This is a genomic window from Candidatus Bathyarchaeota archaeon, assembly GCA_026014735.1.
In the GTDB taxonomy this organism is placed as follows: domain Archaea; phylum Thermoproteota; class Bathyarchaeia; order Bathyarchaeales; family Bathycorpusculaceae; genus Bathycorpusculum.
In genome coordinates this window covers 723,555-746,313 of the sequence record JAOZHT010000001.1, presented here as the reverse complement: position 1 = coordinate 746,313, position 22,759 = coordinate 723,555, and the positions used below count along the sequence as shown (strand labels likewise).

General features: G+C 51.9%; 20 protein-coding genes. 7 read left to right on the top strand and 13 right to left on the bottom strand.

Going from position 1 to position 22,759, the window contains the following annotated elements:
* Window positions 1–63: 63 nt before the first annotated feature.
* Entirely contained in the window at window positions 64–2,604 is a 2,541-nt protein-coding gene (locus tag NWE93_03795) for a PQQ-binding-like beta-propeller repeat protein (GenBank protein MCW3999343.1), read from the top strand.
* A gap of 120 nt (window positions 2,605–2,724) precedes the next feature.
* On the opposite strand, the gene NWE93_03790 is transcribed toward NWE93_03795, so the two are convergent.
* From NWE93_03790 to eif1A, 3 genes are all read right to left on the bottom strand, one after another.
* Complete coding sequence (locus tag NWE93_03790) at window positions 2,725–2,949, bottom strand: hypothetical protein (GenBank protein ID MCW3999342.1); 225 nt, start codon at window positions 2,947–2,949, stop codon at window positions 2,725–2,727.
* A 63-nt stretch (window positions 2,950–3,012) separates the two neighbouring features.
* On the bottom strand, window positions 3,013–4,200 hold the full coding sequence (locus NWE93_03785; protein ID MCW3999341.1) for a glycosyltransferase family 4 protein: 1,188 nt from the start codon (window positions 4,198–4,200) through the stop codon (window positions 3,013–3,015).
* 98 nt (window positions 4,201–4,298) lie between these two features.
* Window positions 4,299–4,604, bottom strand: coding sequence for a translation initiation factor eIF-1A (gene eif1A / locus NWE93_03780; GenBank protein MCW3999340.1), 306 nt, complete (start codon window positions 4,602–4,604; stop codon window positions 4,299–4,301).
* A gap of 552 nt (window positions 4,605–5,156) precedes the next feature.
* On the opposite strand from eif1A, the gene dnaG reads away from it, so the two are divergent.
* Window positions 5,157–6,347, top strand: coding sequence for a DNA primase DnaG (dnaG, locus tag NWE93_03775; GenBank protein MCW3999339.1), 1,191 nt, complete (start codon window positions 5,157–5,159; stop codon window positions 6,345–6,347).
* Here the strand turns inward: dnaG and NWE93_03770 are convergent.
* From NWE93_03770 to NWE93_03750, 5 genes are all read right to left on the bottom strand, one after another.
* Window positions 6,344–8,722, bottom strand: a complete 2,379-nt coding sequence (locus tag NWE93_03770; protein ID MCW3999338.1) for a DNA polymerase II — start codon at window positions 8,720–8,722, stop codon at window positions 6,344–6,346. The genes dnaG and NWE93_03770 overlap by 4 nt on opposite strands.
* Before the next feature lie 253 nt (window positions 8,723–8,975).
* Window positions 8,976–10,361, bottom strand: a complete 1,386-nt coding sequence (locus NWE93_03765) for an aspartate ammonia-lyase (GenBank protein ID MCW3999337.1) — start codon at window positions 10,359–10,361, stop codon at window positions 8,976–8,978.
* Window positions 10,358–11,092, bottom strand: a complete 735-nt coding sequence (gene sdhB / locus NWE93_03760; protein ID MCW3999336.1) for a succinate dehydrogenase iron-sulfur subunit — start codon at window positions 11,090–11,092, stop codon at window positions 10,358–10,360. Before sdhB ends, NWE93_03765 begins: the two co-directional genes overlap by 4 nt.
* 1 nt (window position 11,093) lies before the next feature.
* Window positions 11,094–12,821, bottom strand: a complete 1,728-nt coding sequence (gene sdhA / locus NWE93_03755) for a succinate dehydrogenase flavoprotein subunit (protein MCW3999335.1) — start codon at window positions 12,819–12,821, stop codon at window positions 11,094–11,096.
* Window positions 12,822–12,839: 18 nt separating this feature from the next.
* Entirely contained in the window at window positions 12,840–13,646 is an 807-nt protein-coding gene (locus NWE93_03750) for an HD domain-containing protein (protein ID MCW3999334.1), read from the bottom strand.
* A gap of 125 nt (window positions 13,647–13,771) precedes the next feature.
* Between NWE93_03750 and NWE93_03745 the strand changes: the two genes are divergently transcribed.
* From NWE93_03745 to NWE93_03730, 4 genes are all read left to right on the top strand, one after another.
* Window positions 13,772–14,506, top strand: coding sequence for a QueT transporter family protein (locus NWE93_03745; protein ID MCW3999333.1), 735 nt, complete (start codon window positions 13,772–13,774; stop codon window positions 14,504–14,506).
* 119 nt (window positions 14,507–14,625) lie between these two features.
* Complete coding sequence (locus NWE93_03740; GenBank protein ID MCW3999332.1) at window positions 14,626–15,657, top strand: hypothetical protein; 1,032 nt, start codon at window positions 14,626–14,628, stop codon at window positions 15,655–15,657.
* A 106-nt stretch (window positions 15,658–15,763) separates the two neighbouring features.
* A complete protein-coding gene (locus NWE93_03735) occupies window positions 15,764–16,051 on the top strand; it encodes an ArsR family transcriptional regulator (GenBank protein MCW3999331.1) in 288 nt (95 codons plus the stop codon).
* Between the two features lie 162 nt (window positions 16,052–16,213).
* Complete coding sequence (locus NWE93_03730; protein ID MCW3999330.1) at window positions 16,214–17,545, top strand: cation:proton antiporter; 1,332 nt, start codon at window positions 16,214–16,216, stop codon at window positions 17,543–17,545.
* On the opposite strand, the gene NWE93_03725 is transcribed toward NWE93_03730, so the two are convergent.
* Window positions 17,542–18,033, bottom strand: a complete 492-nt coding sequence (locus NWE93_03725; GenBank protein MCW3999329.1) for a DinB family protein — start codon at window positions 18,031–18,033, stop codon at window positions 17,542–17,544. The genes NWE93_03730 and NWE93_03725 overlap by 4 nt on opposite strands.
* Before the next feature lie 127 nt (window positions 18,034–18,160).
* Between NWE93_03725 and NWE93_03720 the strand changes: the two genes are divergently transcribed.
* Entirely contained in the window at window positions 18,161–19,534 is a 1,374-nt protein-coding gene (locus NWE93_03720) for a HEAT repeat domain-containing protein (GenBank protein MCW3999328.1), read from the top strand.
* Here the strand turns inward: NWE93_03720 and NWE93_03715 are convergent.
* From NWE93_03715 to NWE93_03700, 4 genes are all read right to left on the bottom strand, one after another.
* Window positions 19,521–19,922 carry an NUDIX hydrolase gene (locus NWE93_03715; protein ID MCW3999327.1) on the bottom strand — a complete coding sequence of 134 codons (402 nt, stop codon included), beginning with the start codon at window positions 19,920–19,922 and terminating at the stop codon, window positions 19,521–19,523. The genes NWE93_03720 and NWE93_03715 overlap by 14 nt on opposite strands.
* Before the next feature lie 159 nt (window positions 19,923–20,081).
* Window positions 20,082–20,930: an ABC transporter permease gene (locus tag NWE93_03710; protein MCW3999326.1), complete on the bottom strand. Its 849-nt coding sequence runs from the start codon at window positions 20,928–20,930 to the stop codon at window positions 20,082–20,084.
* On the bottom strand, window positions 20,927–21,940 hold the full coding sequence (locus tag NWE93_03705; GenBank protein ID MCW3999325.1) for an ATP-binding cassette domain-containing protein: 1,014 nt from the start codon (window positions 21,938–21,940) through the stop codon (window positions 20,927–20,929). Before NWE93_03705 ends, NWE93_03710 begins: the two co-directional genes overlap by 4 nt.
* Window positions 21,937–22,548 (bottom strand): PadR family transcriptional regulator, encoded by a 612-nt coding sequence (locus NWE93_03700; protein MCW3999324.1) that lies wholly within the window; start codon window positions 22,546–22,548, stop codon window positions 21,937–21,939. The genes NWE93_03705 and NWE93_03700 overlap by 4 nt, the downstream gene beginning before the upstream one ends.
* Between the last annotated feature and the right edge of the window lie 211 nt (window positions 22,549–22,759).

Genomic DNA, 22,759 nt, shown 5'->3' with positions numbered 1-22,759 from the left:
TCAAACACCAAAACATACGCCATTTTTCTAGCGACATTCCTGATAATCTCAATGGGTGCCTCAATGGTACTTCTACCAAGCACCACAGCACATACCCCAGGTTGGCAAATACCAACCTACGCTTACATCCAGGCAGTACCTAACCCAATCGGCGTCAACCAAGCAGCATACATCTACATGTGGCTCGATAAAGTGCAAACCGGCTCAGCTATCGGAAACGACATCCGATTCCATGACTATCAATTAACAATCACTGCGCCAAACGGCGAAGTGACAACTGAAACATTTGCCACAATCGAAGACACAACCTCCAGCCAAGGTTTCTCATTTACTCCAACGCAGACCGGCACCTACAACTTAACCTTCAACTTTCCAGGGCAAAATTATGCAGGTACTAGTGGCGATTATGTAAATGACACCTACCTAGCCAGCAGGGCAACAACTCTTCTCATCGTCCAAGAAGAACCAATCGCATCTTATCCAGATAGTTACCCGCTTCCATCTGAATACTGGACACGACCAATCTACGGCGAAAATCCTTATTGGTATACAGTTTCATCCAACTGGCTTGGTAACGGCTCGCCTAAGATAAACAACATGTTCGGAGTATACAGTTCGCGTTTTCTACCTGACGGCGTCGGCTCATTAACGTCACACGTTATGTGGACTAAACCCCTCCAGAACGGTGGTGTAGTGGGCGGAGACGACTTTGAAATCATTGGCGACACCTACTTTGATGGTTCAGCATACATCCCCCGATACACCAACCCCATAATCGTTAACGGGAAACTCTACTACACTGATCCCAAGGGAATCAATTCGGAATTCTCAATGCTTGGCGGTGCTAGCTATGGCGCGACTAACTGCGTTGATTTACACACGGGTAAACTCATATGGTCCAAGAACATTCCAGCGTTGTCCTTCGCATTGATCTATGACCTACAAGACCCCCAGCAGCACGGTGTCCTACCGGCAATTCTCTTTACAGCCAACTTTGCGCAGGCATATGATGCAGACACAGGTCTATTGTTATTCAATGTTACACAGCTTCCAAACGCAGTTACATCAGCGATGGGTCCAAACGGCGAAATAATACGCTATGTAATAACCAATGCAGGCACAACAAGCGAGCCGAACTGGCGATTAATGCAGTGGAATTCAACTAACATGTGGACTGGCGTTGGCTTTAAGAGCCTGGGATCTGGCTTCGGCATCACACCCGCAATTGACATTAACCCAAACACTGGCACAGTAAACGCAAGCTCCCCCGCACGCTATGACTACGACATTCCTATAACTTGGCGCAGCACAATGACGCAAACTACAGTAGTTGCTGCATGGCCTGAAGACGTAATGCTTTGCTACAATGGCACCTTACCCTCTATGACTAGCTGGACACCTTTCACCTACTTCGCTGTTAACCTAAACTCCTCAAAGGGCACTGTTGGTTCTATCCTATGGCAGAACACAATCCAACCGCCATCTGGCAACATCACCGTTGTACAAAGCGGGGCTGACCCCATCGGGCGCGTTTTCCTGGAAGGATACAAAGAAACAATGCAGTGGAACGCATACAACCTTGACACTGGCAAGAAGATGTGGGGTCCAACAGACTCTCAAGCAGCACTGGACTATTACGGCATCCCCGGCATTGAAGACCGCGTCTGCTCCATAGCATACGGCAAAGTCTATAGCTCAGAATTCTCTGGCATAGTCTATTGTTACGACGAATTCACCGGCGACTTACTGTGGACTTATGGTAACGGAGGCGAAGGCAACAGCACCAACAGTGGCTTTGCAGTCCCAGGCAACTATCCAATGGCGATTAATGCTATCGGAAACGGCGTCATCTACACTGTCACCACCGAACACACCGTCAACACACCCATCTACAAAGGCGCAACAGTCAGAGCAATCAATGCAACTGACGGCTCCGAACTTTGGCAGCTTTCAGCTTACACTGGTGAATTCCACTCCTACAGCTATGCCATCGCAGATGGCTACTGCAACTACTTCAACGGCTACGACAACCAAATCTACACTTTAGGCAGAGGCCCAAGTGCCCTAACAGTGGATGCACCATTGGCAAATGTTGCCCTCGGCTCTGGTCTCGTAATTAAAGGCACAGTCACCGACATCTCCGCAGGCACACAACAGGATGAGCAAGCAGCACGCTTCCCACATGGCGTTCCAGTCGTATCGGATGAGAGTATGACTGATTGGATGAGCTATATCTACCAGCAAAAACCGTTGCCGACGAACTTCACAGGTGTCGATGTGGTAATCGATGTCATTGATGCCAATGGGAACTACCGAAACATTGGAACAGCAAAAACCGATGCAAGCGGCACATACCTACTACCATGGACGCCCGACATAGAAGGAGCATACACCGTTATCGCAAGCTTCCAGGGCACCAACGGCTACTGGCCAGCGTACGCAGAGACAGGCTTTGCAGTTGACCCCGCAGCGCCGACACAGCCACCAGCAACGCAAGCACCAGCAAACGCAGCTGACATGTACCTGCTACCCGGAATCGCAGCAATCATCGTTGTTATCGCTATAGGCTTCGTTGTCACTATTCTCGTCCTCAGAAAAAAGTAGAGGGCTAACAAACAAATCTATCCTTTCTTTTTTTGTTCCCGTTTTCCTGAGATTGCTTGTAAAAAAGATACCCAGCGCTTGTGCAAACACATCTCGATTATCATAAGCGCCTAATAGTAGCTATAGGGGTTTTTTCTTAGAATCGAAGTGCAGGATATGAACAGCAGCAAAAGCCCCCACGACCGCGGTTAATGAGCCTGCTAAAAGAGCAACAGCGGGGTTTGTCAGGTTTGGGGGCGCGTCAAAATGGGTTGGCATATTGCTTGCTGAGAACGCAACGTAGCCGCCCAGGAACAGCAGCGCTAAACCCGCAAAGAGAAGATACCCCTTAAACGATAACCCCACCCATGTCCCTCGAAGAATAATTGCCCGTTGTAAGTATATCCTTTATGAACTTGCCAGCAAAATCTACAATCCACAATCACGGTAAACATCCAGCATCCCTTGGGCACATAAATCCCAGCTGAAATGCTCACAAACAAGCTTTCTCCCCGCAGCCCCCATCTTATCGCGCAAATCCCCATCGCAGAGCAGCCTAAGCAAAAAATCCGCCAACTCGCCACAATCGCCAACTTCAGCCAACAAAGCCGTTTCCCCGCCATGTACTGCCTCGTTAACTCCGCCGACTCCGAAGGCCACCACGGGCACGCCACATGCCTGCGCCTCCAGCAGAACAATTCCCTGTCCCTCCTGAATAGAAGGCAAAACAAAGACGTCGGCGCACCCGTACACCGCAGCCAACGTTTCCTCGTTTAGGTTTCCCAGAAAACGGAAGCTACGGGTTAAGCCTGCGTCTTTTATGGATGCGTCGAGCTGTAGACGAAGAGGCCCTTCTCCAACGATTAAAAATTTTGTGTCTGCACGCTCTTTGACTACTTGTTTTGCTGCCTCAACAAGATACGGTAAGCCTTTGCGTGCAATCAAGCTGCCTACAAACAGCACACAGGGGTCATCGCCTAAACCGAACTGCCGCCTCGCCGCTGCCTTATCCGCCGCCGGCTTGAAGCGTTTCAGGTCCACTCCGTTGGGGACAATCCGAACTTTGCCTGCGTCGATACCATAGCAGCTTTCTAGTTTTTTTAGTGAATAGCGGCTAATAGTCACTATTGTGGTGGCTTGGTGGGCGGTTTGCTTTTCCAGCTTGGCAAGATAAGCCATGAAGCGGTTGGCCACGTGGGCTTTAAGCGTGGGATACCCGGCCAGTTTTGCCTGCTCATACTCGTCGGCGAGTACTCCGTGCACAGTGTGGATGAAGGGCTTTTGGATGCCTAACTGCACAAGTTTTCTGGCGAAACAGTAGCCGCTGACGGCGTGGGCTTCATAGACGTCAGCTTGGATTTCACGGGCTTTTTTGGTGAGGCTGCGGTTGAAAAACCAGTTATCGATGGGGAATGCCCGGTCGGTTGAATGAATCGGAGTCAGCCTTGCGCCGTCAACGACTGTGGGTTGCCTAAAGCCTGCTTTGGTGCCGCAGTAAACGGTGATTTCAGCGCTACTTTGAAGCCGCTTGGCTGTTTCCATTATGCGCCGCTCGACACCTCCAAAGTAGAGGTGGGGGGGCTGAGTGTTAAAGACAGCTAAGCGGGGTTTGGCCATTTAGGGTGCACTCTGGTACTTGTATCGGCTTTTTTAGAATAAAAAGATGTGGCTTAATGTAGGGGGCAAGCCACTGCCGCCGATAGAAAAACGGCTTGTTAGAGGGTTAAGAGCCCCTTTCTACGCAGGTTCTCTGCCTGTGCATGTGTATAGCGCCACACAACGTCTCCTCGCGTGTCAGTTTGGAAGTCCCATGGAGACACAATTACGATGTCGCCTTCGCGTATCCAGACGCGCCGCTTCATTTTTCCGCGGATACGGCAGAGGCGTTCTGCGCCGTCTTGGCATTTCACCATGATGCGGTCGAATCCAAGCAGCTTTGTCACTACGCCGAGAATTTCGCCCTGTGAGGGAAAAACCATCTCGCTGATTGCGCCTTCATTTAACACTTTTTTCTTGCCCAAATGTATGCCTCAATTAATCGGATTTGTGTACAATAGTTTTTTCTTGCTTAAAAGGCTGTTCATTGAAGGTTGCAGGTTCAACTGCTCGCTTTCAGGGCTAAATGCGGGAGCGTGGAGTGTTCTGCTCGAATTCTCTGTGACTTCGCAGCTGCAGTCACATACCCTTTTATTTTTTTCCGGAACGGTATAGATTATGCGTGAACCGCGCTGTTTGGCAAAGTGGAGGTTTTGGTGTGCGGCTGCTCTCTCTTCCCTCTCTTCCTGTAAGGTTTCATGTTTACCGCCGCCGTTACGGCTGCTTTGCCAAACTCTTCTGTTAACAAAGCTTGGGCAGGCTCATGGGTCTTCCGCGATCATGGTGTCGGCTTTGCAGTGAGGTACTGTATCAGGGCACCACAAGTATTATTAGATGGCATGTCCCCTAATTTATGATTAGAATAAAATTTAATCTCATCATTGCGAGAACACTCGCATTATGCGATTACAAAATAACCAAAAAAATAAACTTACAATAGGAGTTGCACACTTACGGGAGCATCCCAAACCTTTACTATAAAGTACGTTGTACACGCTAAATTTGAAATTGAAGGAGTCGTTGAAAAACCCGATGTTATAGGCGCAGTTTTTGGGCAAACAGAGGGACTTTTTGGTCCCGAACTGGACCTGCGAGAACTGCAAAAAACCGGTCGAATCGGCAGAATAGAAATCGATCTGCATTCTAAAAACGACCGCACCAACGGCGCCATAACCATCCCCACCAGCCTCGATCGAGTCTCAACCGCGCTAATCGCGGCAAGCGTCGAGAGCATAAACCGCGTCGGCCCCTGCGGCGCCAGAGTCACACTTGAAAGAATAGAAGACATCCGTGAAGCCCGCCGAAAAATCATCATCGACAGAGCCAAAGAAATCCTGCACCGATGGAACATCGAATCCATGCCCAGCGTAGATGAGGTCTACAAGGAAATCAGCGACACCATGAAGGTCGGTAAAGTCGAGAAATACGGCCCCGAAGATCTCCCAGCGGGACCCGGACTTGAAGGCTCCAAAGACATCATCGTGGTCGAGGGCAGAGCAGACGTCATCAACTTGATGCGCTGCGGCATATTCAACACCGTCGCGCTGGAAGGCGCCAAGGTGCCTGATTCAATCCGCAAAATCACCAAAGAACGCAACGCAACCGCCCTGCTTGACGGCGACCGAGGCGGCGACCTAATCCAGAAAGAGCTTCTGCAGGTCACCAACGTCAAATTCATCGGCCGCGCACCAAGGGGCAAAGAAATCGAGGAATGCAACTGCAAAGAAATCACTGAGGCTCTTGAGGGACGCGTGCCCGTCTCAGAACTTAAAGAAGGCGGGGGTAGACCTCAACAGCAGCAACCAGCGCCCCAACCTGCACCGGCGCCTGTACCCAAAAAACCAGTTGTGCCCGAGCGCCCCAAGGTTGAAGTTCCAGATACAATAGTCCAAGCGGCTAAAGCCCTCGTCGGCACCCTTGAAGCGGTTCTGCTAAACGATAAACTTGAGCTTATCGAGCGGTTGCCAGTCAGTCAGCTTGCCGAGAAGCTTCAGCAGGTCGGCGGCGTGGACACCGTGGTATTCGACGGCATCATTACACAGCGCATAGTTGACATCGCAGGCGACAAAAACATCAAGCGCATCGTGGCCCAACGCATAAGCGAAGCCGTTAAACCCGCACTCAACGTGGAACTGGTTACCTTCCAGAGCTTTATGCCGTCTGCCTAAACATAATCCATTAGGCTGCGGATTTCTTCACTTTCTTTTGCTTCTTTTTTGAGCAATTCCTTTTCTGTCACATTAAACATACCCAGAATCCTTGTTGCCGCAGGAAGCACCTGATGAGTCACATAATATTCGACGTCGACTTCGGCGGGTTTAGCGAACACGTAGGGTTTCACGCGGCTGTAGAGGCGCCCCTTCCCCGACAGAACCACGTAGCCGACTTTGTCGCCGCCCGTTAGCCGCCAGCCCTGCTGCTTTAGCATCTTTGCCGCTTCCACATGGGGCGCTTTTATGGCGTACTGCTCGGGGGGCTTGGTGAGGGTTTTCCAGATAATCAGGTCATGGAGGGGCACTTTTCTTTTGCGCAAATCAGCAACGACGTCTCGCACGTACTGCGCCGCTTTGGAGGGTGACTGCTCGCGCAGGATGATTTCAAGCACATGCTCCTGCACGGTTTTTGCGACTTCCGCCCAGTCCCCGCGGATAACCTCCAAACCCACGATGTCTAGGCTGCCGTCCCTGCGCAGACCCGCATAGCGTTTTTTGGCTTCAGTGAAGAATATACGCTGGTAAACCTCGCCGATTTCCACTTCCAGCTTCTGCTGATGCTCAATGTCTGCTCGTAGCTGCATAGCCTTAGCCTGATCGTAGCTGACAAATAAGCTGTCTGTGTCACCGTACACCACCTCCAAACCCGCCTGCTTTGCCATCTGCGAAGCAGCCAAAACAATGTGCCTGCCCCAAGCCGACGCGGCCTCCGCTACCGGCTTAATGTACCAGCGTGCCCCCACCCACCCCGCATAGCCGTAGGCTGCGTTTGTGATGATTTTAACGGCTTTCTGGCGTGCATCCAAAATGCGGTACTCCACTGTTTGCCCATTGAGCTGGCGCATTCTCTGCCGTATCTCGCCTCGGACCATGATGAGGTGGCTGAGGGCTTCCTTGTAGAATCCGGGCGGTGAGCGGCGGAAGCGGTATCCCACTTCAGGAGCCACATAGACATCCTCCGGCGGCTCAGGCTGCTCGGGGGCGATGTAGGTGTCGGGGGAAAGGTTGTAGGTTATCATGATGTTGGGGTACATGGATTTGAAGTCTAAAACCGCGATGTTCTCGTGCAAGCCAGGTTTGGGCGAAAGCACCAGGCCGCCGGTGTAGGGCACATATGGCTGCTCAAGCCTCTTGGGAACCAACTCGCCAATTTTCTGGGCGCGCCCTATGAGGTACCATTCTATGCGGAAACCCGGCGCCGCCGTCATCACATGATCCAGCGGCAGACTGGTCAGGTTTGAGAGCTGCATAGCAAAGCCCAAAAGCAGCCCCGCCAAAGCGGCGACTTTGCGTGCGTTATCCAGCCCAAACCTTACCAAATCGCCTCGGCTTGCTGGGCTATCCCAGTAATCAGCGTACTCCACATCCTCCACCAAAGCGCCGCTGTCTTTGAGTACGCCTAAGTGGTCAGCTAGGTTGTAGAGCGTCTTAACCTTAACTTGGGGAAAAACATCCATGAAATCCGCTAAATCCACATTCACTACACCCGTCGTGGAGACGTGCCCGTAGAGGCTACTGTGGGGTTCGACGCCGGCGCGGTCAAAGCTGAGTTTTAAGCCATGTTTTTTGGCTCTGCCCCGCAGATAGGCCCAATCCACGGCGTTGCCGCCGTAGCTGGCGATGACGTCGGGGTCAAAGCCGGCGATGTACCCGATGAATTCTTCGAGGACTGGCCGGTCGTTTCGGTCCTCACCCACGATGAACTGGCGGGTTTCGCCGTTGCCTGCATCTGTGGAGAGCAAAAGGATGGGGTTGCGGTCGGGTCTTGGGGAGCCCTCGCGGCTGTAGCAGATCAAGCTAAAACCCAGAACCCGAAGGGGCGGCACATCGGCTCGGTCGAGTTGGCGGGGCAGCGAATGGGCAACATAAACCTTGGAAACCCGAGCGCCGCAGGTGTTCTCTGCTTGGGAGGCGTCGAGTTCGACCCAGCTGCAGGGCACCACATTGCAGTCGATGAGGTAACGCATGGCGGCGCGTATGTCATCTTCAAGGCAGTCTGCTACTCCCTCGATTTGGCGGAGCTGCCTAGCGATTTTGCCTGCTGCGGTGGCGTCTTTGAGGCTGACTTTTATGGCCTCCACGGGTTTGCCGAAGAAGCGGCGGTTGACCACCTCGGTTTTGGCAACTGCCTCGCCTTGGATTCGCATGATCTCATCCGCCGCCCGCTGGGCATCCGCGTTCTCGGCGACGACCGCGTAGAAGTAGGCAGAAAAGTTGCGTTCAACTACCAATATGCGCTCGCCTGAGTCGGTGATGCCCCAAAGCCAAAGCTCCACTGCATCCTTGTCCACCTTGGGGTTGATGTCAAGAAGCCAAAACGCCAATTTCACAGAGCATTCGCCAAAATTATCAAAGAACAACTGTCCTTTAAACCCATAGGAAAGGACGCGACAAAAAATATAGGGTGAAATCGGGATTGACGGTTCTTTTTCTATAGTTGTTGCTGTGGCAATCTGCCTTTACACAACAACTACCTGCGGGGTTTGTGGGCGGCAGCTTTTCTGTTTGGGCTGCGGCGGCATCTGCTTTCTGGTTGTGGCTGCTTGTACTCAAACAGAACAAAAAAGAAATAGGCACAGTAGCCTAGGGCTCGTTTAGGAGGTTTCTGCGGCTGAAAATCCTCTCCAGCTCCTCCCTGCTAAGCAAGCCCCTTTCAAGCGCGACCTCCTTGACGGTGCGGTTCTCTGCCTGCGCCTGCTTGGCGACTTTGGCGGCTTCCAGATACCCGATTTTAGGCGCCAGAAGCGTCGCAAGAGACGGATTCTTCTCCAGATACATTTCGCAGCGTTTCTCATCCACCGTTATGCCCTTGACGCATTTCTCGGTGAAGACAGGCAGGTAATTGCTCAGGATTTGGATTGAGAAGAGCATGTTGTAAGCTATGGCGGGCGTCATCACGTTTAGGTCCAGTTGCCCAGCCTGCACTGCTAAACCCACCGCGGCGTCGCAGCCGACCACCTGGTAAGCGACCATGTCGAGGCATTCCGCCATAACGGGGTTAACTTTGCCGGGCATAATCGACGAGCCGGGCTGCACGGGCGGCAACACGATTTCAGCCAGCCCCGTTGTGGGGCCAGAGGCAAGCAGCCGCAAATCATTAGCGATGCGGATAAGCTCGAGCGCAAGCTCTTTTAATCCGCTGGAAACCGTCTGTGCCCTCCGATGGCTCTGCAGCGCCTCAAAGCTGTTGCATGCCAGATGCAGAGGAAAACCCGAAAGCTTCGCTAGCTCCGCTACTGCAAGCTCCTCATAGTCAGGGTGGCTGTTAGCTCCCGTCCCCGTTGCCGTAGCGCCCAAAGCAACCGCATAGAGATTTTCTTGCCTCTTGCGTAGTTCAGCGGCGGCGTGATGAATGCTTGCGCCGTAAGCGCTAAACTCCTGCCCAACCGTAACCGGAACGGCATCCTGAAGGTGTGTCCTGCCCGATTTGAGGACATGAGCGTATTTTTCGCCCAGCTCAAAAAAGGCGTCTGAAAGCTCGTCGAGTGCGGAGAGCAGCGGCTGAAGTGCAAGAAGCACTGAAACATGCAGGGCGGTGGGGTAGGTGTCGTTGGTTGACTGCGCCATGTTCACGTGGTCGTTGGGGCTTACGCTTTTGTAGTCGCCCCGCGGCTTGCCCAAAATTTCCAAGGCACGGTTGGCTAGGACTTCGTTTGTGTTCATGTTGAAGCTGGTGCCTGCGCCCGCCTGGAACACGTCGATGACGAATTGGTCGATGAGTTTGCCTTCAAGAACCTCGTCGCAGGCCGCCACGATTGCGCCGCCGATTTTCTTATCCAGCCAGCCTACCTGCATGTTGGCTGTGGCAGCAGCTTTCTTTATGAGAACATAGGCTTTGATGATTTGGAGGGGTGCTTTGACGCCGCTGACGGGGAAATTCTCTGTTGCCCGAAGCGTCTGTATTCCGTAGTAGGCGTCTTTGGGGATATACCGCTCGCCTAAGGGGTCGATTTCTCTGCGTGTACTCATGGCTCTTTCGTCTCACTGGCTTGTTTGTTAGCTATTATTTTCTTTTTGGTTCTAACTATGGAGGCAGTTACTTTAATGTTCTTTGGACAAACAAGCGTGCACATATAGTAGCTTTTGCAGCCCCAAATGCCATGAGGCCTCTGCAGTATCGCCAAGCGCTCCGAGGCGTCGGCGGTGCGTGTGTCGTAGATGTAGCGTTGCGCTCGCAGCACAGCCGCCGGACCCAAAAACTCCTCATCCTGCTCAGTCAGCACGGGACAGGCGCTGTAGCAGCAGCCGCAGAGGATACATTTGAGGGCATCGTCGTATCGGCTGCGTTCCTCGACGCTTTGGAGCCTCTCAGCGGCGGGGAAAATGGGCTCGGAGCCATGTAGCGGAGTAGGCGCGATGGATTTGATGCGTTCAAAGAAGGGGTCAAGGTCAACCACTAAATCCTTAACAACCTCAAAGTAACGCAGCGGCTCGATGAGGATTTCTTTGCTGTAATCGAAGTCCCTGACGAGTTTTTGGCATGCCAGCACCGCTTGCCCGTTAACGGTTAAGCCGTCGCTGCCGCAGACGCCATGGGCACAGGACATGCGAAACGCCAGGGTGCTATCTTGGGTTTGGCGGATGCGGTTTAGGCAATCCAGCAGCCGCTCAGTGGGCTCCGCCGATATTTGGAAGCTGTCGTAGTGGGGGTGGCTGTCGGTTTGGGGGTTGAAGCGGCGGATTTTAAGGGTTATTTCCACTTTAGTACCTCCTGGGTTGGGGCGTAAACTGCGTGATGGAAACGGGCTTGTAGTTTACCATGAGCCCCGAGGCGGTTTCGCCGATTAGGGTATGCATGAGCCATTCATTGTCGTTGCGTTTGGGGTAGTCGCTTCGGAAATGTGCTCCGCGGCTTTCGGTGCGGGAAATCGCGCAGGCAACGATGCATTCGGCAACCCTCAGCATGTTACTGAACTCTAAAGCCTCTGCTAGCTCGTAGTTAAAAACGGTGCCCTTATCGGTTAAGCCAACGTGTAAACTGCGCTTCTTTAGCTGGCGAATCTTCTTTAGCGCCGCTATGAGGCCTTGTTTGTCCCTAAAAACGCTAACGTTTGCAGTCATGAGTTTCTGCATGCTTTCCCGAAGGATCGAAACCCGCTCAAAACCCTGGGCATCAAGAAGACCGCTGATTCGGTCAGCCACAACATTTTCTGCCTGATAGGGAAGCGGCGCAAACGCTTTGCCTTTAAGGTCCTCTATGAGCGCCTGCCCCGCCCGGTTACCGAACACAACTAGGTCGATGAGTGAGTTGCAGCCTAACCGGTTAGCGCCATGCACGCTTACGCAGCCGCATTCGCCCACTGCATAAAGGCTCGGCAGGATTTTGCCTGAACTATCCATCAGCACATGCCCATATGTGTCAGTTGGGATGCCGCCCATCATGTAATGGCAGGTCGGCGCAACCGGTATCGGAGCCTCAGCGGCGTCAATGCCTAAATAGGTTTTTACGAAACTGAGTATTTCAGGCAACTTAAGGGATAGGCGTTCTTTGCCTATACCCCGCAGATCCAAATACACGTAGTCTTTGCCGTCTATGCCTCTGCCCTCAGCGACTTCACAGAGAATGGCGCGTGAAACGATGTCTCGGGGAGCCAAATCCAGAAGCGTCGGCGCATACCGCTCCATGAAGCGCTCGCCCAGCCTATTGCGGAGTACCCCGCCTTCCGCCCTTGCTGCCTCACTGATCAGGATGCCTAAGCCATAGATGCCGGTGGGGTGAAACTGCATAAACTCCATATCCTGGAGCGGCACATGCGCATCAAGCGCCAAAGCCAAGCCGTCGCCGGTGGATGCGAAGCCGTTGCTGGTGGTTTGGTAGATTTTTCCGCAGCCGCCCGTCGCCAACACAACGGCCTTAGCATGGAACACCTGGGTTGTGGTGGTTTGCAGGTCGTAGCCGGCGGCGCCGCAGCAGCTGTCAGGGGAAAAGAGCAGCTGGTGAATGTAGACTTCGTTGTGGAAGACGACGTTGGCTTGGAGGCAGTGGTCGTAGAGGGTATCCATGATGGCTCTGCCAGTGCGGTCGGAAACGTAGCAGGCACGCTGGATGGGGGCTTCGCCGAAGTTTTTGGTGTGTCCGCCGAAGCGGCGCTGATCGATTTTGCCTGCGCCGTCACGGCTAAAGGGCACACCCAGATGCTCAAGCGCATAAACCGCCGCGGGCGCTTCTTTTGCGAGGACTTCAGCGGCGTCTTGGTCGGCTAGGAAATCGCTGCCTTTTACGGTGTCATAGAAGTGCCATTCCCAGCGGTCCATTTCCTCGTTGCCAAGGCTCGCTGCTATGCCTCCCTGCGCCGCCACCGAATGCGAACGGGCGACGTGTACCTTGCTTACTACGGCAACCCGCAAGCCGCCCTGTGCAGCGGTGTAGGCAGCATATAACCCTGAGATGCCGCCGCCGACAACTACAACATCATACTGATAATTCACCAATGCGCCTCCAAGGCTCTAAATCTCGAATTTCTCGATAATACGCGTCTCCTTCTCGCCGGTGATTTCAGCAATCACATGGAAAAACTGCTCCAGCCCAGAATTAACTATACGGGGCTTTAGGAGCTCGTCGATTTGGAAGACACCAGCAGAATTAGACATCTTGATTTTTATTGTTATGGGTTTGGGACCCGACTCGGATGTTTCAACCTCCACCTTCTCTATGCTTAACGCCGAAACGGCGTGAATGTCGATTTTGCCGGCTTGGAAGGGAATGCGTGCTCGTCCAGACTCCATGTCTAAGGCGTCTGCGATGCCGACTATGCCTGCTTCCTTGGTTAAGACGCGGTTGGCGGCTTGGTGGTTAGGCGGCTGCTCATGGGTGACGATGGTGTGGAGCACCTCCGAGGTGAGTATGGCGCGTTCCTCTTCGTTGTAGCTGGGTTGGAGGAGGTCTTCAATTATATCTAAAGCCAAAAAGGCGCTGTATTGCTCGTGATTTTGCCGCTGAACAATCATGCCTAAATCATGCAGTATAGAGCCGAGAACCACCACCACTTCTGCATCATCGTTTTTGAGTTTATAATTCTCCACGACGCTGGGGGTAATCAGCTTCTTTTCCACAAGGATACGCAGAAGCATCAGCGAGAGGTTAGCCACTATCTTCACATGGGTGGGGCCGTGGTCGGTGTAGCCCATCCGCTCGATCGCCATGACGTTGGAGCACCTCCAGTAGGTTTGGAGTTTACGGTTATCCTTCACTTTATCCATAACCGCCTTGAGTTTAAGGTTGCTTCGATAGGGAATATTAAACACATATGACACAGCGCTTAGCCTCCATGAGGTATTATTTTTAATTAACATTTAAACCTACATCAAACCTTCACAACCCCGCGGAGGGCATTAAAATTTTTAAGCTGCACAGCCATTGCTTGTTCTGGGCAACGGGTATGCTGGATTTAGTTTCAATGTGGAAAAACCCCAAAATGATCAGTTACTTCGCAGTTACCGCGGTGCTGTATCCCGCCCTGATTTATCCCTTCCAGAACTTCAACGTCTTCGCTGGAGACGCCGACTATCTCCGTTTAGGCATGGGTATTCCGATGGCTTTTTCTTTTCTCTTCGGTCCGGCAGCAGCCTGGGGCACCGCAGTGGGCAACCTCATCTATGACGCCTCAACAGGTGGATTAAACCCAATAAGCGTGTTTGGGTTCGTCGGCAACTTCCTAATCGCATATTTACCCTACAAGCTCTGGGCAGCAATGACAAACCAAAAGCCTGACCTGAAAAGCCCCAAAAAAATAGGCTTGTTTGTGGCCCTTGCTGTTTTAGCGTGTACCATCTGCGGCTTAATCATCGGCTACGGATTGCTCTGGCTGTATTCGCTGCCGTTTGTTATGACCAGCTTCATGATAATTGCCTCCGACGCGTTATGGGCGATTGTTTTAGGCGCAATCCTGCTGGCGCTAGGCTACGGCTTTTTCAGCCACCGCAAACTCCTCTACCAAGACCTTTTAGGCGTAGCCACGGTGCCTTCATGGAACAGAGCAAAGAGCTTGGCGATTTTGGTTTTTGTGGTAAGCGCATCGCTGTGTTTTGTTCTGCCGGGGTTTTTCAGTGTTGATTTACTGATGCTGCTGCCGTTTGTTGCCTCAGCGGTAATAGCTGTTTTGGCTGTGCTCTGAGTACACGTCTGTTTCAAGGGCTGAGGCGACACATTGTAAGCTAAACGTTTTATCCCATACAATGATAGTTTTATTTAGTGGCAAGCGTATAATCTGGCAGTTTTGAGGAGGCTTACCTTATGGTAGACGCTGCAACCCAAATGATAATCAACATAGTAATCATAGGCGTCTCCTTTGTCGTCCTCAACTACGCAAGCAGCGTCACCATCAATCACGCAGTAAAAGTTTCAAACGTTACCCGCCTGGGCAAAACAGCAGTGGGCTTTAGCCTTTTAGCGTTCTCCACTTCCCTGCCTGAGTTAACGGTGGCGTTCACCGCAGCCTTTTCCGGCGGCGCCGCGCTCTCAATCGGAAACGTGGTGGGTTCCAACATCGTCAACATCTGCCTTGTGGTGGGGTTAGCCAGCGTCATCATCTACTTCACCTGCCGCCGAAGAGCCAAAAAGGCGGGTCAACCCAATCCCCCCGACTGCAACATCATCCCATCCTTCGCCAAATCCGAACTCAGCAGCATATACTTCGGTCTCTTCATCTCCTCCATCATACCCGTTGCCCTGATTTTCTTCACCACCGCAACCTGGCTGGTGGGGCTCGTTCTAATCGGGATATTCATCGGCTACATGTACCAGCTTTCCAAGGTCCGCATACCCCAAGAGGAAACCGACCCCGTCACCCAGGAAGATAAAAACCGGCTGAAACGCTACATACTCTTAACCGTGGCGGGGGCACTGGGGGTTGTTGTAAGCGCGTACTTCCTTGTTGAGGCAGCTGTTAGCATAGCTCAAGCCGCGGGGCTGTCTCAGCAGATAATCGGCGCAACCATCATCGCCATCGGCACAAGCCTGCCTGAGTTATCGCTGGATATACGGGCGATGCTTCGGGGGCACTCGGGACTTGCCTTCGGCGACGTCATCGGCAGCAGCTTCGTAAACATCACTTTAATCCTTGGGGTAACCCTCTTTATTCCGGGGCTTTTAGGCACCCCCATAGAGATGAATACAGGCATTTTCCAGAATCTAGTCCTGTTTTCGATAATCACCAACATGTTCTTCTGGTACTTCCTCTCACGCGGGCAAATCGGCCATCGGGAAGGAGCAGTTTTCCTCTTCATATATATCCTGTTTATTTTAACCACAATAGGTGCCATGTGACAGAAACAACCAAGCGAAAAACTGATTTATTATATTCTTTTGTAGATAAGCATTATAGTAAAAGATTAATATCCCCTATTGATTTTACGGAGGGGTGGTTAAAACCTTGCTGCCTAGAGAAATTTCCGCTTCCGGCGAAAAAGCCCTGAAAATTGCTGATGCCCTCAACGCAACAACCTTTAGGATGATGCAGATGCTTTGCACAGAGCACCTAGACGTCACCACAATATCCAAACGGCTTGAGTTAAGTGAAGCCTACATCAGCGAGCAGGTACGCCAGCTTGAGGACTTAAACCTGATCACCGTGACATATGAGCGTGGAAAAAGAGGCATCCGCAAGGTTTGCACCTCATCGGTTGACAGAGTCAATTTGATTTTTAACCAAACCCCATAATCTTAGTTATAAAGTTAATTTACAGTTATTAGGGCAGCTTTGAGTTCTTCTCCCCAACTCTCTTCAGTCCTGGGGTGGCTTTGGCGCCGTGCCATAGGAAGTTAGGGCTGATTCTTTGAAAAACATTAAAAACAACACGGGGCATAGCTTTGTTGATGCCCCTTGGTCGACAGCGTCTCAGTAGCCCTAATAATCAGTGCACTAATCGTGTTAATTGGCTTTCTAGGCAACTACCTATTCAAGAAAACCGGGTTGCCCGACATGCTCATCCTCATCTTTCTGGGTGTGCTCTTCGGCCCAATCCTGGGGATATTCAGCCCCACCACCGTTAAAGACTTCGCGCCCTACATCGCAGCCTTAGCCCTCGCATTCATCCTCTTCGACGGCGGCATGGGCCTTGACATTAAACGGGTCCTGCATAACAGCCCCCGCGCTGTGACGCTGGCGGTTTTAGGTTTCATCTTCAGCCTCCTGGGCGTCTGCGCCTTCACCGTGGTGGTGTTTGGCGTGCCGCTGGTGTATGGTTTACTCTTCGGCAGCATCGTGGGCGGCAGCAGCTCGGTCGTGGTGATTTCGCTGGCCAGCAGGATTAAAATTAGCCAGAAAGGCGCCATCATATTGATTTTAGAATCCGCCATCACCGACATCCTCTGCATCGTCATAACTCTCTCACTCATCGATGTTATTGTGACGGGGCACGCGGATTTCGGCGGCATCATTGGGGGGATAGCGGCGAAATTCTTAATCGGAATCCTAATCGGTGTAGCTATGGGGGTTGCCTGGCTGTTTGCCCTGCGAAAAGTAGCCCATATGCCCTTCTCCTACATGCTAACTTTAGGCATGGTTCTGCTTGGCTACGCCGCCACTGAAAGCATGGGTGGAAGCGGCGCGTTGGCTGCGTTGCTGTTCGGCTTAATCTTGGGTAACGAGCGGGAACTCTTCAAGGTCTTTCGGATAAACGAGGACCGAAACGAAGACGAGAAAGTCCCCTTTACCGTAAGCAAGGGTCTTAGGCGGTTCCAAGCTGAAATCGCCTTCCTCATACGGACATTCTTCTTTGTGTTCTTAGGCATAATCGCGTCGATTTCCAGCATAAGTCTTCTTCTAGCGGGCATCACGCTCTCGGTTATCCTGTTTGTGACGCGGTTTGGCGCCGTATGGGTTTCCACACAGAAATCCGCGTTGAAGGGCGACCAACAAATCATGACGATTGTGCTGACCCGCGGGTTAGCCGCCGCTGTCCTAGCTACTTTGCCTGCGCAGTACAATCTGCCCTACTCGGACCTCTTCGTGGACATAGCGGTCGTGGTCATCGTGAGCACCGCCATCATGGCGACGGTTGGCACCATGCTGATTGGCAACAAGAAGCCGTCGGCTGCAAACGAAAAAAACATAGACGAGCAGGCAAAGGAGAAACATAAACCAGGCGTCACCGGCAGCCTTCTTGGCGGCATAAAGAAACTAAAGCCCAAACGCAACAACCCAAAGCCTTAGCGATCTTGTGTTTTAAAGCGCCAGTAGGCTCTGTAGGGTGCTTGCTGCCCCATCCCCCAGAGCGCCGCTGATAACTCGCCGTAATGCACCATGTCCTCCAGCACCATGTGGGTTAAGACTGCTTCAACGGGGAGTTTTGTGTACGGTGGCTCACCCCATGGAACCTCGATTTTCCTCTCCAGGTCCTCGGCGGAGAGTTTAAGAAGATAGGTGTCGGTGGCGGCATGCACTCGCTTCATGTAGACGCGCAGGTCCTCAAGGCAGGTGAAGCTGGAAAAGTCGGGGTCTGCCCATTCTTCGAAGCGGCCCGGGATGATGTAGTTGACCCAGCGGTCCTCCACCAAAGTGAGATGCACAAACACATCCCGCATGCTGTCCCAGCTTAAGCCGCGGTTAACGGCGACTTCGCTCCAGGGCAACTTGGCAAAGGCGTCGAGGTAGGATTTGCGGACGATGTGGTTGTAGCGGATTAAATCGGCAACCTGCATGGAACCCAGTTAGCGGGCCACATATTTAAGATTTGACAGCTTGTGTTTTCTCCAGTATTGGCGATTAACGAACAACGTTCCTCAACCCTTTTATTTTTTAACTTCGCGTTATTGATAGTGAACAATCATGCCCTTATTTGGTTCTAAAAAGCCAGATGTAGAAAAATTACTTTTAAAAAGCGACGTAAAGGGTTTACTTAAAGCCTTAACCTACAGGGACGATTTTAAAGTTCGAGAATCAGCTGCCGCAGCTCTCGGAGAAATCGGCGGCGAGCACTCTTTTGATGGCTTAGTAGCAGCGCTTGTTGACTCTGAAGAATCCGTTCGCAAAGCAGCTGCCCTATCGTTGGGAAAGAGTGACACACCTGAGGCAATTAACGCGCTATCGGTTGCGGGTTCGGCTGACGGAGTACTCTTTATCCTTAACAACAGCAAGCTCCCTGAGAGGCGTGTAAAGGCTGCCCATGTGTTAGGCAAAATGGGCGATGAACACGCTGCAGATGGCTTGATTAATGCCCTCAAACATGAAGATTCATCCGTGCGATTTGCTGCTCGAGATGCACTAAGCACAATCGGCGGTAACTTGGTTGCAGATAAACTTCGGGTTACCCTAAAAGACCCCGACCCCTACGTCCGCATGAATGCAGCGGCGGCGCTGGGGAAAATCGGGGGCAACCGCGCAGTAGATGACCTGATTGGGGTGCTCCAAGACTCCGACTGGGTCGTACGCAAAAGCGCGTCTGAGGCATTGTCTAACATTGATGGCGGGTACACCCTGAATAGATTAATAGCGACCTTAAAAATTGAAAAGTCCCCATCCGTCCGCAACGGCATCATTGAAATATTAAGCAAAATAGGGCTCTCCACCGCGACTGAGGACATATGGGATTTAATGAAAGCTTCGACAAGCATTCAGGAGACGTCTTTTTTGATAGAAAGCCTAGGAGCTGAATACGCGGTGGATGCCGTTATTGCAACGTTGAGAAAAGACCCCTTAAGCTTTAAAAATAAAAATGCTTTATACGAAGCCGCAGGAGCCGTTTTATCTAAAAATGGCGATTCCGCCATCAAAAAATTAAAAGCTTTCACTATAGATTCCAATGCCGCGGTCTCCGAGTTTGCGCTGGAAGTGACAAGTGTTATTCAGCGGAACGTTATGAAATATAACGCTGCCATAGAAGATTTTGCGATTGAAAGCATGTTTAGCATAAAGGATTGGGATGCTGGAAAGCGAGAAACTGCAGAAAAAAGGATACGCGGCGGCTCAGAGCCATTAGCGCGGCTTTACTCTGCGCTCTGGGACCGAAAAATTAATGTCGCCTACGAGTTGGTTAAACTTTACCCTGACCTTCTAAAAACAGTAACCAATTATGCGAATAGACAAAATGACCCTTACGAGGGCCCTGCTCTTGTGAGCACAACGTACGAATCCGCGAAAAGAGTTTTAGAGAAAATAAACCAACATCACGAAGACCTGCCTAAAGCACCTAAAAAGAACTGACTTCAGCCAAGCTCTTTCGGTTCTGCCTAAAGAACCGTCTAAAAGATGCAGTCAAATCATAATTTTCCACTTCGGATAGCGTCACCCAGCGCAGTTCTGCTGCGTCGCTTGCCGCCGCAATGTTCCCGCTGACCACCCGCACAAGATAGTCTATGATGACGTAGTGGTACTTGATTTTGCCGTCTTCATCGCGGTCGATTTGATCCACTACCCCCAGCAGACGAGGCTTCTCCACGATGAGGCAGGTTTCCTCTTTTGCTTCCCTGATCGCTGCATCCTCCAGCGACTCGCCTAGCTCGACAAGCCCACCCGGAACTGTCCATTTGCCCAGCGCCGGCTGATTGCCCCGTTTAATCAGGGCGATTTCTCCATCTTTTAGGATGACTATGCCGACGCCTACGATTGGCTGGTCAGGGTAGAGCCGCTTCAGTTAGAACACCGTGGGGTTAATGGCGCTTCCCCCTTAAAACCTCTATGCATCAGCAACCACAAAGCAGCCAAAAAGTGAAACAAAAAAGGTGAATACCCAAAAAAGGGGAGGGGTGCCTTACTTGTTGAGGTAGCGCCAAGAGAGCACTACGCAGATGACGGTGACGACGGCGGCGAATACGCCGACGAAAGCGAAATCCAGCACCAGCGGACCATATCCGTCGCTGAAGATCATCAGGCGTCTGACTGCGTCGATGGTGTAGCTGATGGGGTTGACGCTGGCTATGGCCTGGAGCCACCCTGGCATCTTGTCGATGGGGAAGTAGGCGCTGCTGGCAAACATCAAGGGCAACGTGATCAGCTGGAAGAGCGCCTGAGGCATCTCCATTCGGGTGGCACGCAGCGTCAGAGCAGTGAACATCGAGGATAACCCAACGCTTATGAGGAACACAATCGCGAAGACACCCAGTATGCTCCACCATGCAAAGTTGGTGCCTGTTACAAGCCCCAACGCGAAGGCGACGAGTGCAACGATGCCTGCTTGGAATATGGCGCGTATGCTAGCCGAGAACACCTTGGAGAGGATAATCGAGGAGCGCGAGACGGGTGTACTGAGCACCTTGTTCATGAAGCCCAATCGTTTATCCCACACAACCGACATGCCCGTGAAGGCGGTTGTGAAGACAGTGGTGAACGCCACCATCCCCATAGCCATAAAGCTGAAGTAGTCGGTGGTGCCAAACGTCGCCATCATGATTGCATCGGAGCTTACCCCGGGGATGCTGGTGGGTATCATGGAGCTCAGGTTCATGGCTTTGCCTAAAAGAGCCAGCCAGAGAACCGGCTGAATTATCCCCATGGCAAAGACGAAGGGCTGCTGATACCATTTCTTAAGTTCCCGGTTAGTGAGCGCCCAAAGCCCATGGAAGCGGCTGGTGGAAACCTGTGTTTCATTAGCTTGGCTCATCGGTGTGCCCTCCGCATAGCTATCCGCTGAGACATAACTCCTTCATGTGACTCCTCGTCGCGCATAGATTTGCCTGTGTACTGCATGTAGACCTCGTTTAAACTGGGCTTTGCCAACGCCAGCTTGGTGACTACATGTCCGCTTTTTCTGAGTGCTTCGATGATAAGCGGCGCGGTTAATTCTCCGTTGCTTGAAGTGATGGTGTAGCTGCCGTTTTCCCGTTTAACCTCTTTAACATGCTCCACTTTGCCGATGAACTCAGTAATGTCTTCTTGTTCTTTCTGTATAGAGAGCGTGATTATGTCTCCGCCTAAGCTGTCTTTAAGCTCGCTGGGGCTTCCCACCACAACGATTTTGCCGTGGTCAATGATGGCGATGCGGTCGCAGAGGGCATCTGCCTCTTCAAGGTAGTGGGTGGTGAGAAACAAGGTCATGCCGAATTCCTTCTTGAGCATCTTCACATAATTCCATGTGGCGGCTCTGGTCTGAACATCCAAACCCAAGGTTGGCTCGTCGAGGAAGAGCACTTTGGGGCGGTTGATTAAGCCGCATGCCAGCTCCAGCCGCCTACGCATACCACCCGAAAAGGTTTGAACACGCTTATCCTTAAAAGCCGTCAACTCGACAAGGTTAAGCAGGTCAAGCGAGCGCTTCTTGGAGACAGCGCGGGGGATACCGTAGAGGTCAGCGCAAAGCAAAATATTCTCCATAGCAGTCAAATCCTCGTCGGCGGTGTATTCTTGGGGAACCACACCTATGCCTGAGCGCACCGCCATGCTTTGCTTAGCGATGTCACCGCCTAGAATCGAGGCTTTTCCCTCAGTGGGCCTAAGCACCGTGATTAGCATCTTGATGGTGGTGGTTTTGCCCGCGCCGTTGGGGCCCAGAAAACCAAAGATTTCGCCCCGCTTCACACTGAAGTCTATGTGGTCAACTGCGGTGAGGTTGCCGTTGAAGACCTTAGTTAAGCCCTCAACTACAATGACGTCTTCGCTGCGGTTTTGGCTCATGCTTTCTCGCCCTGCCGCTTTGCGTTGAGTGCCTCGAGCTTGTCGGAGGCTTCATTTAGGGTTTTGAGGGCTTCGTTAAGGTCCTGCTCAGAGTAGTTTTCCTTGAAGGTTTTGCCCAGCTTAAGCGAGGCTACAAGCAGCCGCTTCATGGATTGGCGAATCTCGTTGGTTTTCTCTTCAGGTATCTTTCCTAAGGAGCGGCCAAAGAAGGGGTAAGCCATAAAGCCGGCGTCTTCGCGGAATTTTTCGCGTGCTTTGCTTTGTTCCTCGAAGAATTCTTTGCCGCTTGCGGTTAGCTGGTAGCGTTTAAGCCCGTTTTCATGGGGCAATTCAGCTATGTATCTGTTGTCTTGGAGCCATGCGAGCAGGGGGTAGATGGAGCCGGGGCTGGGTTTCCAGTGTCCGCCGGCGCGTTTCTGGATTTCTTCCATGAGTTCGCTGCCTGACATGGGTTTGTCGCTGAGGGCTTCTAGGACGTGGTAGCGTAGGAAGCCTTTGGGGACCATGGCGTTGTGGCGGAGCCAGTTGCGGCGGTGGAACATGAGGTGTTTTTGTGCGCGCATTTGGTGTTTGAGTTCGTTTAGGTCTTGTTTTTCTTGGTCGTTCATTAATATCAATTCCGATATCAATATCGATATCACATTTGATTATCACCAACGATATCACTAGCGATATTTAAACTTGCCCCAAAACAACAAAAAAACCCAACAACCAAAGCACAAACCCAAAACAAGCCCGCGGCAACCAACCAACAGAAAAACAAAAAACAAAACAAACGCCCACAAAAACCCAAAACCACACAGCAAACGCAGACACCCA